Source organism: Savagea faecisuis, from assembly GCF_042675605.1.
Classification (GTDB): domain Bacteria; phylum Bacillota; class Bacilli; order Bacillales_A; family Planococcaceae; genus Savagea; species Savagea faecisuis.
Genome location: NZ_JBHTJF010000043.1, coordinates 43,167 through 59,531, shown reverse-complemented (window position 1 = coordinate 59,531; position 16,365 = coordinate 43,167). Strand labels below are relative to the sequence as shown.

Sequence of the window (16,365 nt, the reverse complement as noted above, 5' to 3'; positions counted from 1 at the left end):
CGAATACCTTATACACTTTGAATTAATTATACCATTCCTACACACGCGTCACAGCGTTTTCAACATTACGTTTACATTACAGAAAACGGAGGATTCCAATGAGAGACAATTACTATACAGTGAAAGAATACGGTACAGATGAAATTATCATTCAAAAATCACGATTCATCGCTTATGTGAGTCGTGTCGAAACCGAGGAAGAAGCGAATGAGTTCATCGATTCCATTAAGAAAAAACATTACGACGCAACACATAACTGTTCCGCTTACGTCGTCGGTCCGAAGCAACGCTTCCAAAAAGCGAATGACGATGGAGAACCTTCTGGCACAGCAGGCGTCCCTATACTTGAAGTACTATTAAAACAAAATTTAGAAGATACAGCAGTCGTCATTACCCGTTACTTCGGGGGGATTAAACTAGGAAGCGGTGGCCTAATTCGTGCCTATGGACAATCCACTACAGTCGGAATCGAAGCTGCCGGCGTCGTCTTGCGCAAACAATTTCATCTCATGACAGTCAATATCGACTATACGTGGCTCGGCAAAATCGAAAACGAAGTGAGACAATCGAAATACGATTTGAAAGAAATCGTCTACCTCGATGATGTTCAACTTCAAATTTACGTCGATCCACAAGACGAGCAGGAGTTCACCGAATGGATCACGAACATGACGAGCGGACAAGCTGAAATCGAAATTGCCGAAACATTATTTTTAGAAATCCCTCGCACGTAACGTTATTTAACAAAATGTTCGTTTCACTTTTTAGAAAAAAAGAAGTATAATGTTCAAAGTACATTTGAATTACACATACTTTTCGAACAATTTGCTTTCAAAGAACAGATTCATGAAGCTTAACCAAATATGATAAAGGAGGAGAAAAGTGAAACGGACAGACTTTCAAAAACAACAACGAACAAAGAAGCGAAAATCTAAAGCTTTAAAAATTACTTTATTACTTTTTTCGGCTTTCTTTTTTGTCGTTGTCCTCTATTTCGCCAACTTATATCAAAAAGCACAAGTAGCTGCTGATACGGCATTCGAAGCGATTGAAGATCGCCCGAAAACCGCTGTTTCTCGTGAAGAAAAAGTGCAACCTGCTAAAGATAATGTCTCTATATTATTGCTCGGAATTGATGACAGTGAGGCGAGACAACAAGGTGACTCCAATAGTCGAACAGATGCTATTATGCTCGCAACACTTAACCCGAAAGAGCGCTCAGTTAACTTAGTCAGTATTCCGCGTGACTCTTACGTGTACATACCTGAAATCGGCAAACGTGATAAAATCGCTCACGCCTATCAACATGGCGGAGTGCGTTCAACTGTTGAAACGATTGAAGAATTGTTAGAAATCCCAATCGATTATTACATTCGTATGAATTTCAACGCTTTTATTGATGTTGTCGATGAACTCGGCGGGATTACGGTCGAAGTACCATATGAACGCATCGAAAAAGACGAGAACGATGGAAATAACATTCACCTCAAACCAGGTATTCAAACTCTCGATGGTCGTCATGCGCTCGCCTTAGCGCGTACGCGTAAACTCGACAGCGACGTAGACCGCGGCAAAAGACAACAAATGATCGTACAAGCGATGGTCGACAAATCATTAGAAGCTTCCTCATTTTTAAAGTACGGGAATGTCATTGAAGCGATCGGTAACAATATGAAAACGAATATGACATTTCGTGAAATGCTCTCCTTCCTCGAATACGGTAAAGGTGGATTACCTCGAGTTGAGAACTACGTATTAGAAGGGGAAGATGATTGGACTTACGGATATTACTATACAGTTGACGAAGAGAACCTTGCCGATTTGAAATTTATTTTGCAAAGACATTTAAAATTACGCTCTACCTCTACTTCATCGACACTTTCGACCGCAATTTCAAATACAAATGATAGTTAATTTAAAATGAACGAATAAAAAACCTTGTGAAAGCCTTCTACATCAAGCTTTCACAAGGTTTTATTTTTATTTTCCGATACTGCGTACAAATGTAATAAGTGGCTTATAATTTTTCCCAGCCAATCCTAATATTTCAACGAACAGTTCAATCGCTATGAGGATGACAGAAAGTAATAAAATCGCTCCCCACAATGTCGCTTGTGAGAATAAGATCGCTGCGACACCGAACAAAATCGCGATCGTATAAATGATGAGCACTGTTTGACGGTGCGAAAAGCCAAAGTCGAGTAAACAGTGGTGCAAATGCGATTTGTCGGGTGCTGAAATCGGCTGTTTCATACGGATGCGTCGCACGATAGCGAAAAACGTATCCGAAATTGGAACACCGAGCATAATGACAGGGATGATTAACGATACGACCGCAATATTTTTAAATCCTGAAAGGGCGAGTACCGAAATCATAAACCCTAAAAAGAGCGAGCCTGTATCACCCATGAAAATTTTCGCTGGGTGGAAGTTGTAAAATAAAAATCCGAGTGCACTCGCAGCGAGCACTGCTGCTGTCGTTGCGACGAATACATCGCCCATGATGATCGCCATGATCGCCATCGCAATTAATGCGATCGCTGAAACTCCTGCTGCCAGTCCGTCAAGTCCATCGATTAAATTGATCGCATTCGTAATTCCGACGATCCATAAAATTGTAATCGGAATGCTGAACCAACCGAATTGTAACTCTCCGAAAAATGGTAAGTTAATAAATTGAATTTGCAACCCGCCCCAAATGACAACGAGCGCTGATGCAATTTGTCCGAGCATTTTCGCTCGCGGTGTAATGTCCAATAAATCGTCTAAAAATCCAGTTAAAATGATGAGTGTCGCTCCTAAAACGATATAGAGCGCATGTTCATCTGTCGGTCTAGAGACGATAAAGCCCGCTAAAAAGGCTAAGAAAATCGCCAAACCTCCAATTCGTGGCATCACGCGAACGTGTACTTTACGATAGTTAGGCTTATCGACCGCTCCAATACGATAAGCGAAGCGAATGACGAGCGGCGTAAAAATGAGCGCTCCGATAAAAGCCGTAAGCAAAGCAACGTAAATCATGTTCTTCCTCCTCATAATCCTTCTATTCTATTTTTATACGAAGACATAATCATCCATTTTATTTTTTATCATTATAGCATATTTGCGAGACGTTAAACCATCTTAAACATCATGTTCAGTCGTCTCCTCCATTATAGACGTTCCATTTTCACAAAAGTTTCATTCCCAATTGGAAGTCTTTCCATACAAAAAGTAGTCTTTCTCGTCATAGTTTGATAAAATTAAAGAGATATCCATTGCGGATTTAAAAGGAGCTAATGAATCGATGTTATCTTTTATTAAAAATTTATTTAATGCTGACGTGAAGCAACTTCGTCAGTATCGTAAAATCGTCGACAAAATCAACCATTTAGAAAGTAAGTATGAACCTTTAACCGATGCCCAACTGCGTTTGAAAACAGCTGAATTTAAACAGCAACTCGCAGATGGCGTAACGATTCAATCAATCATTCCTGACGCATTTGCCGTCGTACGCGAAGCTTCAAAACGTGTGCTCGGCATGCGTCATTTTGACGTTCAGTTAATCGGCGGTCTCGCTTTAACTGAAGGGAATATAGCAGAAATGCCAACAGGAGAAGGAAAGACGCTCGTCGCTTCTCTCCCATCGTACGTACGTGCACTCGAAGGGAAAGGCGTTCACGTCATTACCGTAAACGACTACCTTGCGAATCGTGACTATGATCAAATCGGACAAATTCATCGCTTCCTCGATTTAACAGTCGGATTGAATATTCCGATGATGGAACCTGATGAGAAAAAACAAGCATACCAAGCAGACATTACGTACGGAGTTGGTACAGAATTCGGGTTTGACTACTTGCGCGATAATATGGCGCAAAACATTTCAGATCGCGTTCAACGTCCGTATCACTTCGCCATCATCGACGAAGTAGACAGCGTGTTAATTGACGAAGCGAAAACACCGCTCATCATCGCAGGTAAAATGGCAGCTGACGCCGACTTACACCATGTTGCGGCGATGCTCGCTCGACGCTTCAAACGCGAAGAAGATTTCGACTTCGATGACTTAACGAAAGCGGTCAGCTTAACAGACCAAGGCATCGAAAAAGTTGAAGCTGCATTCGGCATCGATAACTTATACGACTTAAATCACCAAACGCTCTATCACTATGTTATCCAGGCAGTACGTGCACATGTCATTTTCAAAAAAGACGTCGATTACATCATTAAAGAAGGTAAAATCGAACTCGTCGACATGTTCACTGGTCGTATTTTAGAAGGACGAACATTATCTGACGGACTACACCAGGCGATCGAAGCGAAAGAGAAAGTCGAAATTACAGAAGAAAACAAAGCGCAAGCCCAAGTGACGATTCAAAACTACTTCCGTATGTACCCACATTTAAGTGGAATGACAGGTACGGCGAAAACACAAGAAAAAGAGTTTTTAGAAGTGTACGGGATGCGCGTCGTTCAAATTCCGACGAACCGTCCGAAACGACGAATCGATCACCCAGATAAAGTATTTTTAACGACGAAACAAAAATACGAAGCGATGGCGAATGAAGTCGAAAAACGTCACAAAACAGGACAGCCTATTCTCGTCGGCACGACGTCTATTTTACAATCGGAAGAAGTCGCGAAACATCTCGATAAAAAGAAATTAAAATATAACTTACTCAACGCGAAAAGTGTCGAGCAAGAAGTATTTTTAATTTCACAAGCCGGACAACTCGGTCACATTACCGTCGCTACAAACATGGCGGGACGCGGAACCGATATCCAACTCGGTGAAGGTGCACATGATGCAGGTGGACTGTTCGTACTCGGTACGGAAAAACACGAAAGTCGCCGAATCGATAATCAGTTACGTGGACGTTCTGGCCGTCAAGGTGACCCTGGTGAAACGCAATTCTTCCTCTCTCTCGAAGATGATATGTATGTACGCTTCGCGAAAGAAGATGTAGAAAAATTCCAAGCGAAAGTGAAAACAGACGATGAAGGACTCATTTTAAACGAGGACATTCACGAATTGACTGAACGTACACAACGTATCGTAGAAGGTTCACACTTCTCAATGCGTGAATACAACTTAAAATTAGACGACGTCATTAACGACCAACGTGAAGTTATTTACAACTTGCGTAACCGCGTCATCGCACGCGAAGGTCTCGTCGAATTGTTGACGACGATGTTGAAAGAAGCTTCGGACTTCGTCATTTACGACAGCTGTCCAGATGATGAAATTCCTGAAAACTACGATTACGATCGCATTCAACATACGATGAACGGTTTATTACTAGAACCCGTCGAACTTTCACATCCTGTTGAAAACCGTCAAGAAATTTTCAACACGTATAAACAACCGATCGAAGACTTGCTCGAATTCGTCCAAAACTTTGAATCGAACGAACGCGTCTTAGACATGATTCCACAAGTGATGTTGCAACATATCGACTACATGTGGGTGAAACATTTAGAAGTGATGACACGTCTCAAAGAAGGAATTGGTTTACGCTCTTATGGACAAGAAGATCCGATGCGTATTTATCAACGTGAAGGATTGCAATTGTTTGCGAATGCGTTCCAAGAAGTACGACGCAATATCGCAGCAGATACGACGAATTTCATGAAAGAAATTCACACATTACAGGAGGCGAATCAATAATGAAATTGTTTAACTTTTTCAAGAAAACAGAAGTAAAAGGGAAAGAACGTGCGATTGAATCGTACGAATTACTTGCGAATAAAAGTGAAGAAAAAAGTGCACAAACGCAAGATATTACGACAAAATTATCTTTACACGAAAGCTGGAACATTAGCCAAGAGCAAATGTACGTTTTCCGCTTCTTAGCGAACGAACTTCAACCTTTAAAACCGAACCAACTTTCTTTATCAGGAATCGACATGGAGCGCGACGGTGACAACAACTTACTCGTCAAATCATTTTTACGTTCTACGGTGACAGAATCTGTCCGACTTCAAGAAGTAGAACTCGTTCTTTTTGATAAAGAAGGTAAAATCGCTGCTGCTCAAAAATTCGACTTAGAAGAGCTCGGCTACTTACCACCGAACACAGCTCGTCCTTGGGTGTTCGTCTTCGATGCAGCGAATGTTAAATTAGAAGAAGATATTTTAGAAGACGGTTGGTCACTCGCATTCAACATCGAATCGATGCGTGAACATATGTTAGATCTCGAACCATCATGGAAAGAGAATTTAACGAAAGAACAAATTACGATGCTTGAAGACCTCGTCAAAAAAATGCCGGAATTAAAAGATAAAGAAGTGAACTTCACAGGCTTCCAAGTCGCGTTCCAAGAGGACGGTGGACTTGTCGCTTCTGTCTTCATACGTAACGGGAATACACGCGCGATGAACGTCGAACAGCTCCCGATCGAAATCGTTGATGCTGCAGGCGATATCGTAGCGAAAGGTAGCTTTGAGTTACCACCGCTTGAAGTAAAAGCAAACTCAACAAAACCGTGGACATTCATCTTCCCTGAACAACTCATTCAGAAAAAAGATGCCGACTTCTCTCGCTGGGTCGCACGTATCCCGAGCGATGCTGAAACGAATATTCAATAAAATAAAACGAGACATTGCGCTTGAACGCACAATGTCTCGTTTCTTCATGGAAAAAGCATGTTAAAACGTCATCTCGTTTTAACACGCTTTTATGTTTATTCTTGTAAATCTGTAATGACCGTAACGTCTGAATGAGTGAGTAAGTAAGTGATCGTCCAATGTACGTCTACTTCTCCCTCTAATAACTTTTCAATCGCTGCTCGTTTCTTTTCACCAAATGCAACTAAGACGATTGATTTCGCTCGTAAAATCGATTCAATTCCCATCGTAAATGCGATATCTGGCATTTTTTCTGCATTATCAAAATATTGACCATTCACCGACAATGTTGAATCCGTCAATTTTGCGACGTGAGTGATTGAGTCGATCGGTGTTTCGGGCTCATTGAAAGCGATATGTCCATTTTGTCCCACTCCGAGCAACTGCAAATCGAGTGGATGTTTTAATAACAATTGCTCGTAACGTTCGCACTCTTGCTCTGGATCTTCAGCTAAACCGTCTGGAATAAACGTTTGTTTAAATCGCTTATGTTGAAATAAATGTTCATTCATAAAGTAAGCATAGCTGTTCGGATTGTCTTTCGCTAATCCGACATACTCATCCAAATTAAACGCTGTTACTCCAGAAAAATCTAATGAAGATTCTACCCACTGTTTGTAAATCGGAATCATCGTACTTCCTGTTGCAAGTCCGATCGTTTGCAACGTTTCATTTTGTAATTTATTTTTCACATATTCATACACATATTGTGCCGCTTCATTTTCGTTTTTCACACGTACTACATTTAACTGCGTCATTCGTATCTACCGACTTTCCATTAAAGTTTGTTACGTTCTCATTGTAATTTTAGTTGTTCCACTAGGTCAACCATTACTACTTACTTTGACGACTTTCCGTTAAAAAAGTTGCCTAACAAATGACTGATTCCCTTCCTTTTCCCATTCGAAACTTTGTTATTTTTATACATTCGATGTATAATCGTATTGATTAAAAAAATAATAGAAAAGGAAGAAGTGAACGGTTTGTTGCATGATGATCGATTTGCGCATTATAACGCCGCTTGTTTACGCAAAGACCTTATCGCTGGAATTACAGTCGGTATCGTCGCCATTCCACTAGGTATGGCCTTTGCGATCGCCTCTGGAGTGAAACCCGAATACGGCTTGTACACGACAATTATTGCCGGATTTCTCGTCGCACTGCTCGGAGGTTCTCGCTACCAAGTCGCAGGACCAACAGGCGCATTTATCCCGATCTTGCTAGGTATTGTTTTACAGTATGGTTATCACGATTTACTGATCGCTGGATTTTTAGCGGGGATTTTCTTAATTATTATGAGTTATTTAGGAGTCGCCCAGCTCATCCATTTCGTCCCGCGGTCCGTCACGATTGGATTCACCGCAGGAATTGCGGTCATTATTTTCACCGGGCAAATTAGTAATTTTCTCGGACTAACCGGTGTGGAGAAGCGCGAATTTTTCCACCAAAACATGGGTGAAATTTTCGCTCAAATTCATACGATTAATGGTGCGAGTATCGTTCTCGCAATCGCAGGACTTGTGACGATTTTACTCATTCCAAAATTCGCTCCGAAAGTTCCTGTATTACTCGTTGCCCTTATCGTACCGACGATTATCTCTCTCCTCCTTTTCCAAGGAAAAGTAGAGACAATCGGTACTGCATTCGGAGGTATTCCAAATACATTACCTTCTTTCGTATTTCCGAAAATTACATTCGAGAAATTGCTCCTCCTATGGCAACCTGCCCTCATTATCGCTGCGCTCGGCGCGATTGAATCTTTACTTTCTGCCGTCGTCGCGGACGATATGACACATGGGAAAAAACATGACTCGAAACGAGAATTGTTCGGACAAGGAGTCGCCAATATGGTGACACCGTTATTCGGTGGAATTCCAGCAACAGGTGCGATTGCACGGACAGCGACGAACATTCGCTCGGGTGCTGTGAGCCCTGTTTCGAGTATGATTCAAAGTATTTTCGTTTTACTATTTCTACTCTTACTTTCTCCTTACGCTTCCTACATTCCACTCGCTGCGATGGCACCGATTTTAATGCACGTCGCTTGGAATATGAGTGCGCGTAAAGCATTCGCCCAAATTGCGAGTGTGCGTTCAGGAGATGCGCTCGTTTTATGGGTCACTTTTTTATTAACGATTTTCGTCAACTTAACGGTTGCCGTACAAGTCGGTATTATTTTAGCCGCTCTATCGTTTTTGAAAAAGATGATTGGAGAACTGAAATTAGAAAAAGGTCGCCTTTCAGATGTCGAGCGAATTGAATTTCAATCTGACCAACAATTCGTCGTGAAGTACGTCATTGAAGGACCTTTATTTTTTGGAACGGCGAAACGTTTTGAGGATACTGCTCCGACTTGGCTCGATCCTAAAATCGATATTATTATATTGGATATGGAACATGTGCCGACCATCGATGCGACAGGTGAAGCAGCACTCGCTGGATTTTTAGAAAAAGCGGAAGAGCTCGACATTCGTATTATCGTGAAACGAATGCCTGTCGAACAGCGTGCTCTATTGAAGAAGAGCGGACTGTATGACAAAATCGGAAAACAAAATTTCTTTATGAACATATGAGAAAAGCGGTTGAAATCATTTTCGATTTCAACCGCTTTTTTTACGAGCGTCCGACATATTGATAAATCGTTTTAAGCTTCTCCGCTAAAACTGGATATGAATGTTCCTCTACGATTCGTTGTTTCACTTCCGTATACCTTTCTTCCGAACGATTCAACGCTTGCTCTATCCCTTCTGCTAAAGAAGACGGGTTGTGAGGCTCTACGAGTATTCCTGCGTCGTCTTTTAATAAATGAGGTAATCCGCCTACATTTGTACCGACAACTGGCACACCGACCGCCATCGCTTCGAGAGCGACGAGTCCGAATCCTTCATGATGAGAAGGTAAAACGAAAACATCCGCTGCCGACATCCATTTCGCTAAAGTCGTTTGAGGTTGTGGACCGATGAGATGTACGCGTTCTAAAGTTTCAATCCGATCCTTCACCAACGTTGCGAATTGTGCATCTTTTTGAGAACCGACGATGTAAAGTGAAAGCTTTTCTTTCGTGTAAGCAATTTGTTTATACGCCTCGATTAAATCTTCAATCCCTTTCGCACGAATTACGTTTCCGACATACAACAACATCGTCTCTTCTTTAGAGAGACGTAATGATTCACGTGAAAGTTCTTGAGGCATGACGTAAAAGACCGTTTGATCGACCCCCATACTAATGACATGAACTTTATTAATCGAAACGCCGAACTCCCTCACGACGTCTTGTTTTAACTTTTCACCAACTGTAATGACAGCGTCCGCTTTTTTTAAAATGCGCTCCGTCCATTTACGTGCCATTTTACTTTTTTTGGGCATTTGATCGATATCTCCACCGTGTACAGTGACGACGTACGGTATGTTAAACCATCGTTTTCCCCAATAAGATAACATCCCTGTCGGGAAGACATAGTGCGCATGCGTTAAATTTAATGTTTTACGATTTTTTAATAAACTAAAAAAACCGCGAATAAATAAACTCATATATTTTTGTAATTTCGCTATTTTACCTTTTGATGGATCTTCGATAGCTATGACAGATACGTCCATACCTTCATCTCTCAACAACTGTACTTGGTTTTTGACGAAAATTCCGTACGTTGGATGTTGATCAGAAGGATACATATTGCTAAAGACTATAAGTTTCGTCATCTTATTATCGCTTCCTTACTCCGCTTTTTTGAATTATTATCTATCATGAAAAGTATATCATAGTTTACTTCATCGACTGCTATATTTTCTATTCCACTGTAGGCGACCAGCGTGGCAATTTTATATGATTGAGCATCCACTGTTCAGAATAAATCGCTGCTTTCGGTCGATCGCGAAGTGGATATATTTTAAAGTTCCATCCATTCTCTTTTACAACGACAGTCGGCAAAAATTCAGGTTCGAGCACTTCAACATTTTGTACTTCTCCATCTAACGTCGTCTTTTCAATCGTAATTCGTGCGATCCCTCCAATATTCGTCGAATCGAATTGTTGCGCAGATAAAAAATTACCTAATGAATAGTAAATATGTGTATTGTCTCTTTTTTCATACGGTTGAATGACGTGTGGATGATGACCGAATAAAATATGCGCGCCTTCTTCCGCAACGATTTGGGCTACTTGACGTTGCGCCTCACTTTCATTCAACTGATATTCAATCCCCCAATGAATCGAAGCGATGACGACATCGACTTTCTCTTTTAACGCACGAATGTCTTGACGAATGGCCTCTTCTTCTATGTAATTGACTAAATACGGCTGATCTCGCGGAACGACATGGCCGTTCGTACCATATGTATAATTGACGATTCCTAACGTAATGCCATCCACTTCGACGATTCGTTCCGTCGCTCGGTCTTCGTACGACTTGTAAGCACCGACATAGGGCATCTCATACTGCTCCATCGTCGCAATTGCTCGTTGCACTCCTTTTGCTCCTCGGTCCAATGTATGATTGTTCGCCATTGAAATCATATCGACCCCATACTTTTTTAAGTCGCGTACGATATGAGAGGGACTGTTAAAATTCGGATAACCACTTAATCCGAGCTCCACTCCTCCTGGAATCGATTCTTGATTCGCTATTAAAAAATCGATGGAATTAAAATAAGGAAGCATTTCTTGGAAAGCTGCATCATATGTATCGTATGTATACAAAGGATGATGTAATAAAATATCTCCAATCATCCCGACCGTCATTCGCTTCACAACAGGTTCTGGTTGTGGGGCAGGCTCTGGTGGAAGTGTGACTGCCTCTTCCTCCTCTTGTGATGGAGGTTTTTCGGTCGGTGCTTCTGCAGACGGTGAACAACTCGCCATGAATAGAAACAAAAATAATGTTACAATTCGTATCATTTGTCAAACCCCTTCTCAATTATTTTATCTTTTGAGCGTACACTACGAATGTGAAATCGTCAAAATATGATGATAACTTTATTGTGACCGTAAATTATTGTAGAAAAACGATAAAAAAGAGCGCTACTGGGAGCGCCCTTTCTTATGCATGTTGTTCTTCGTATTTTTTAATATGATCTTCGTATTGGAATGTAATTGAAATTTCATCCCAACCGTTCAACAACATCTTTTTATTGTATGGGTCGATGTCGAATTGGTACTGTACGCCATCTTCTCCCTTTACTGTCTGTTCTTCAAGATTAACGGTCACTTTGTACGTGCCTTCTGCTAATCCTTTTTCGAGTAACTGCTCGACTTCCGCTTCTGTTAATTGGATTGGTAAAATCCCATTTTTATAACAGTTATTATGGAAAATATCCGCGAAACTCGGAGCGATGACGACGTCAAACCCGTAGTCTTGAATCGCCCACGGTGCGTGTTCACGTGATGAACCACAACCGAAGTTATCGTGTGCGACGAGAATGCGTGAACCGTCGAAACGTGGATCGTTCATTACGAAGTCTTCCACTTTCGAGCCATCTTGATTAAAGCGCCAATGGTAAAACAAATATTGGCCAAACCCTGTACGCTCGATGCGCTTTAAAAATTCTTTTGAAATAATTTGGTCTGTATCTACGTTTTTACGATCGAGTGGCGTAATGACACTCTCAACAATGTTAATCGGTTCCATTATGCATTCACTCCTTCTTTCATCATGTCACGAACATCGACAAAATGTCCATGGACCGCCGCAGCTGCTGCCATCGGTGGACTGACAAGATGCGTGCGTGATCCTGCTCCTTGACGACCTTCGAAGTTACGATTCGACGTTGATGCACAACGTTCTCCTGTAGGAACGACATCATCATTCATCGCTAAACACATACTACATCCTGCATCGCGCCACTCGAATCCAGCATCGATAAATACTTTATCTAATCCGAGCTCCTCCGCTTGTGCTTTCACCGTGCGTGAGCCAGGTACGACGATCGCTGTAACACCGTCTGCTACTTTGCGACCTTCGACAACTTTCGCTGCTGCTTGTAAGTCAGAAAGACGAGCATTCGTACATGAGCCGATGAAGACGTGTTGAATGTCGATTGACGTTAACGGTTGTCCTTCTTCTAAGTCCATATACGCGAGCGCTTTTTTCAACGCTTCACGGTCGGATTGTGATTCGTAATCCGATTCACGTGGAACCGATGATAAAATACCTGAACCCATCGATGGGTTCGTTCCCCATGTGACGAACGGTTCGATTTCAGACGTATCGATTTCAAGCACTGTATCGTATGTCGCACCTTCGTCTGTTGCGAGGGCGAGCCACTCTTGTGCTTTCTCTTCAAAAGCTTCGCCTTCTGGAGCGTATTTGCGCCCGCGAATGTATTCAATCGTCGTTTCGTCCGGGCTAATTAATCCTGCTTTCGCCCCCGCTTCGATCGACATATTACATACCGTCATGCGCTCTTCCATCGTTAAATTGCGAATCGCTTCTCCTGTAAATTCAACGATATGCCCTGTTCCGACATCGATACCGAATTTTGCGATGATCGCTAAAATAATATCTTTCGCCGCAACGCCATATCCTAATTCGCCATTGACGCGAATTTCCATCGTTTTCGGACGTGCTTGCCACAATGTTTGTGTCGATAAAACGTGTTCCACTTCACTCGTTCCGATACCGAATGCGATCGCACCGAACGCGCCGTGTGTTGACGTATGGCTATCTCCACAGACGATCGTTTTACCAGGTGTCGTCAATCCGAGCTCTGGTCCGATAATGTGGACAATCCCTTGATCAGGGTGTGCCATATCTGCAAGTGGTACGTTAAATTCTTTACAGTTATCGACTAATGTCGTAATTTGTTTGCGTGCAATCGGATCGTTAATCGTCGGTAAGTTTTTCGTCGGAACGTTATGGTCCATCGTTGCGAACGTTAAATCTGGTCGACGCACTTTACGTCCTGCTAAACGAAGCCCCTCGAACGCTTGTGGTGATGTTACTTCATGAACGAGATGTAAATCGATATAAAGTAAATCTGGTTTTCCCTCTTCTTCATAAACGACATGTTTGTCCCATACTTTTTCAATAATTGTTTTTGGCATGTTGGAGCTCCTTTCAAAAAATCATTCCATATTATAGAAGAAATGCTCAAAATCATTTTGAGCATTTCTTGAACATTCGTTTCATTACGCTTGTAAACGTTGAAGTACTTTTTCTGTCCATTCTTTCGTGCCGAGTGGATTGTCTTTCGTTAAATCCCCTGTGAAATGACCATCTTCAAACGTGCCGTACACTGCATCTTCAATCGCTTTCGCTTCTTCCAACATATCGAATGAATACGTGAGCATCATCGCTGCTGAAAGGATCGCTGCTGCTGGGTTTGCAATGTTTTGACCCGCAATTTCTGGCGCTGTTCCGTGGACTGGCTCGTACATACCGAAGCCGTCTGAACGGATGCTCGCAGATGGTAATAAACCGAGTGAACCTGTAATAACAGAAGCTTCATCACTTAAAATATCGCCGAACATGTTTTCCGTTAAAATAACGTCGAAATCTTTCGGGCTCGTAATGATGCTCATTGCGACAGAGTCGACGAGTTGGTGACGCACTTCCACTTCTGGATATTGCGCTTTTTTCTCGTCTACAATTTGACGCCATAAGCGGCTCGTCGCTAAAACGTTCGCTTTATCGACAGATGTGATGCGCTTATTACGTTTCATCGCAATTTCAAAAGCTTTGTCGACGATGCGCTCGATCTCTTTACGAGAATACGGCATCGTATCGACCGCTTCTTCATCGTTATACAAGCTCGGTGTACCGAAGTAAACCCCACCCGTTAACTCACGAACGATCATCATATCAACATCTTTCGCAATGTCTTCTTTTAAAGGCGACGATTGGATGAGAGTTGATACCGCTTTTACAGGGCGTAAGTTCGCAAACAAATCGAATTGCTTACGAAGTCGGAGTAGCCCTTGTTCTGCACGTAAGGCAGGTGGGTTATTGTCCCATTTTGGACCTCCTACTGCACCTAATAAAATCGCATCGCTCGCTTCACAACTTGCGACTGTTTCTTCTGGTAATGGATTATTTTTCGCATCGACTGCAGCTCCCCCAACCAATTGATGATCGAAGTGGAACGTATGACCGTATTTTTTAGCGACTGCTTCTAATACGACGACCGCTGCGTCCGTTACTTCTTTTCCAATACCGTCTCCCGCTAATACCGTAACTCTCTTTTCCATCGTTGCTCCCCCTTATTTCGCTTCCATTGCTTGTTTTTTCATCGTGTCGCGCATAATGCGTCGATTCACTGCGTTAATGTATGCTTTCGCTGACGCTTGTAACACGTCTTGCGCCGCATCGCGTCCTGTGAAACGTTCGCCATCAATGCTTAAGTTAATGACTGCTTCACCGAGTGCATCGCGCCCTTTGCCGACTGATGTCACACGATAATCTAAAATGTGTACTTCGCCGCCAACTAGTTTTTCAAGTGTGTTGAAGATCGCTTCTACTGAACCACCAGCACCGACCGATTCGACTGTTTTTTCTTCTCCTTCTGGAGTTGTAGCCGAGATTGTCGCATGTGGTTCGTTGTTGCGATATTCCACTTGCGTACGTTGTAAACGATACAATGGAACATCTGTATTTTTCGTCTGTTGGTTCGTAAATAAGAAGAACAAATCATCTTCTGTCACTTCTTTTTTACGATCCGCAAGCTCTTTAAATGCGACGAATGCAGCATTTAATTGTTCGTCAGTTAAGTCAAAGCCCATCGAAATCGCACGGTCTTTAAATGCGTGACGTCCTGAGTGTTTACCGAGTGCGAGAGGTTCGTCTTTCGCACCGATTAATTCAGGTGTAATAATTTCATACGTTTCACGGTTTTTCAACATGCCGTCTTGGTGAATTCCTGATTCGTGAGCGAACGCATTGCGACCGACGACTGCTTTGTTCGGTTGAATGACGACGCCCGTTAAACGGCTCACCATTTGGCTCGTCTTTTTCGTTTCGACTAAGTTGACGCCTGTATCGACGTTGTAGAAGTCGTTTCGAATATGGAAGGCGACTGCGATTTCTTCCAGTGCCGCGTTTCCTGCACGCTCTCCGATTCCGTTGATCGTTCCTTCCACTTGCTCCGCACCGTTTTGCACCGCTGCGATCGAGTTCGCAACTGCCATTCCTAAATCGTCATGACAGTGACATGATAATTTCACACGATCTGCACCTTTTGCATTCTCTTTCACATATTTAAACATCGCACCGTACTCTTCCGGTGTCGCATAACCGACTGTGTCCGGTAAGTTAACTGTCGTCGCTCCTGCTTCGATCACTTCACCGACGATACGTGCTAAAAAGTCTAAATCTGAACGAGAAGCATCTTCTGCTGAAAATTGAACGAGTGGGAAAAACTTACGCGCGTATTTCACCGCTGCGACTGCTTGTTCCACTACTTCGTCCGGCGTGCGTTGTAATTTATACTTCATATGAATCGGGCTCGTCGCGATGAAGACGTGCAAGTGTGGTTGTGCACCAACTTTCAACGCTTCCCAACTCGTGTCGATATCGCGTTCGATTGAACGAGCGAGCCCTGTTACGATTGAATTTTTTACTGTTTTTGCAATTTTATTGACCGCATCGAAATCTCCGGGTGACGAAGCAGGAAAACCTGCTTCGATGATTGTCATACCGAATTTTTCTAGCTGTTTCGCAATCTCCAGTTTTTCTTGAGTATTCAAGTTGATTCCTGCCGATTGCTCTCCGTCTCTTAATGTTGTGTCAAATATGTCGATTTTCTTCACTTCGCCACCCCTTCTTT

The 16,365-nt window shown here is 42.5% G+C and carries 13 protein-coding genes; 5 read left to right on the top strand and 8 right to left on the bottom strand.

Features of this window, described 5'->3' with window-relative positions; genetic code table 11:
* Window positions 1-98 precede the first annotated feature (98 nt).
* The gene (locus ACFQ0V_RS12760) at window positions 99-734 is read left to right on the top strand and encodes a YigZ family protein (protein WP_381014291.1); all 636 of its coding nucleotides are present in this window, start codon (window positions 99-101) and stop codon (window positions 732-734) included.
* A 148-nt stretch (window positions 735-882) separates the two neighbouring features.
* Complete coding sequence (locus tag ACFQ0V_RS12755; RefSeq protein WP_381014288.1) at window positions 883-1,914, top strand: LCP family protein; 1,032 nt, start codon at window positions 883-885, stop codon at window positions 1,912-1,914.
* Window positions 1,915-1,980: 66 nt separating this feature from the next.
* On the opposite strand, the gene ACFQ0V_RS12750 is transcribed toward ACFQ0V_RS12755, so the two are convergent.
* Window positions 1,981-3,021, bottom strand: coding sequence for a glycosyltransferase family 4 protein (locus ACFQ0V_RS12750; RefSeq protein WP_381014285.1), 1,041 nt, complete (start codon window positions 3,019-3,021; stop codon window positions 1,981-1,983).
* A 265-nt stretch (window positions 3,022-3,286) separates the two neighbouring features.
* Here ACFQ0V_RS12750 and secA2 point away from each other — a divergent pair, with 265 nt between their 5' ends.
* Window positions 3,287-5,650, top strand: a complete 2,364-nt coding sequence (gene secA2 / locus ACFQ0V_RS12745; protein ID WP_381014282.1) for an accessory Sec system translocase SecA2 — start codon at window positions 3,287-3,289, stop codon at window positions 5,648-5,650.
* Window positions 5,650-6,570 (top strand): accessory Sec system S-layer assembly protein, encoded by a 921-nt coding sequence (locus ACFQ0V_RS12740; protein ID WP_381014279.1) that lies wholly within the window; start codon window positions 5,650-5,652, stop codon window positions 6,568-6,570. Before secA2 ends, ACFQ0V_RS12740 begins: the two co-directional genes overlap by 1 nt.
* Window positions 6,571-6,665: 95 nt before the next feature.
* Here ACFQ0V_RS12740 and ACFQ0V_RS12735 read toward each other — a convergent pair whose 3' ends face one another.
* Window positions 6,666-7,367 (bottom strand): glucosamine-6-phosphate deaminase, encoded by a 702-nt coding sequence (locus ACFQ0V_RS12735; protein WP_381014276.1) that lies wholly within the window; start codon window positions 7,365-7,367, stop codon window positions 6,666-6,668.
* Between the two features lie 186 nt (window positions 7,368-7,553).
* Here ACFQ0V_RS12735 and ACFQ0V_RS12730 point away from each other — a divergent pair, with 186 nt between their 5' ends.
* Window positions 7,554-9,182 carry a SulP family inorganic anion transporter gene (locus ACFQ0V_RS12730; protein ID WP_381014274.1) on the top strand — a complete coding sequence of 543 codons (1,629 nt, stop codon included), beginning with the start codon at window positions 7,554-7,556 and terminating at the stop codon, window positions 9,180-9,182.
* A 40-nt stretch (window positions 9,183-9,222) separates the two neighbouring features.
* On the opposite strand, the gene ACFQ0V_RS12725 is transcribed toward ACFQ0V_RS12730, so the two are convergent.
* The 6 genes from ACFQ0V_RS12725 to ACFQ0V_RS12700 all read right to left on the bottom strand — a co-directional run bounded on the left by ACFQ0V_RS12725 (window position 9,223) and on the right by ACFQ0V_RS12700 (window position 16,348).
* A complete protein-coding gene (locus ACFQ0V_RS12725; protein ID WP_381014271.1) occupies window positions 9,223-10,308 on the bottom strand; it encodes a glycosyltransferase in 1,086 nt (361 codons plus the stop codon).
* An 88-nt stretch (window positions 10,309-10,396) separates the two neighbouring features.
* Window positions 10,397-11,503 (bottom strand): CapA family protein, encoded by a 1,107-nt coding sequence (locus tag ACFQ0V_RS12720; RefSeq protein ID WP_381014268.1) that lies wholly within the window; start codon window positions 11,501-11,503, stop codon window positions 10,397-10,399.
* Between the two features lie 142 nt (window positions 11,504-11,645).
* The gene (leuD, locus tag ACFQ0V_RS12715) at window positions 11,646-12,233 is read right to left on the bottom strand and encodes a 3-isopropylmalate dehydratase small subunit (protein ID WP_381014265.1); all 588 of its coding nucleotides are present in this window, start codon (window positions 12,231-12,233) and stop codon (window positions 11,646-11,648) included.
* Complete coding sequence (gene leuC, locus ACFQ0V_RS12710; protein ID WP_381014262.1) at window positions 12,233-13,648, bottom strand: 3-isopropylmalate dehydratase large subunit; 1,416 nt, start codon at window positions 13,646-13,648, stop codon at window positions 12,233-12,235. The genes leuD and leuC overlap by 1 nt, the downstream gene beginning before the upstream one ends.
* Before the next feature lie 84 nt (window positions 13,649-13,732).
* On the bottom strand, window positions 13,733-14,791 hold the full coding sequence (gene leuB / locus ACFQ0V_RS12705; protein WP_381014259.1) for a 3-isopropylmalate dehydrogenase: 1,059 nt from the start codon (window positions 14,789-14,791) through the stop codon (window positions 13,733-13,735).
* Window positions 14,792-14,803: 12 nt separating this feature from the next.
* Window positions 14,804-16,348, bottom strand: a complete 1,545-nt coding sequence (locus tag ACFQ0V_RS12700) for a 2-isopropylmalate synthase (RefSeq protein ID WP_381014256.1) — start codon at window positions 16,346-16,348, stop codon at window positions 14,804-14,806.
* Between the last annotated feature and the right edge of the window lie 17 nt (window positions 16,349-16,365).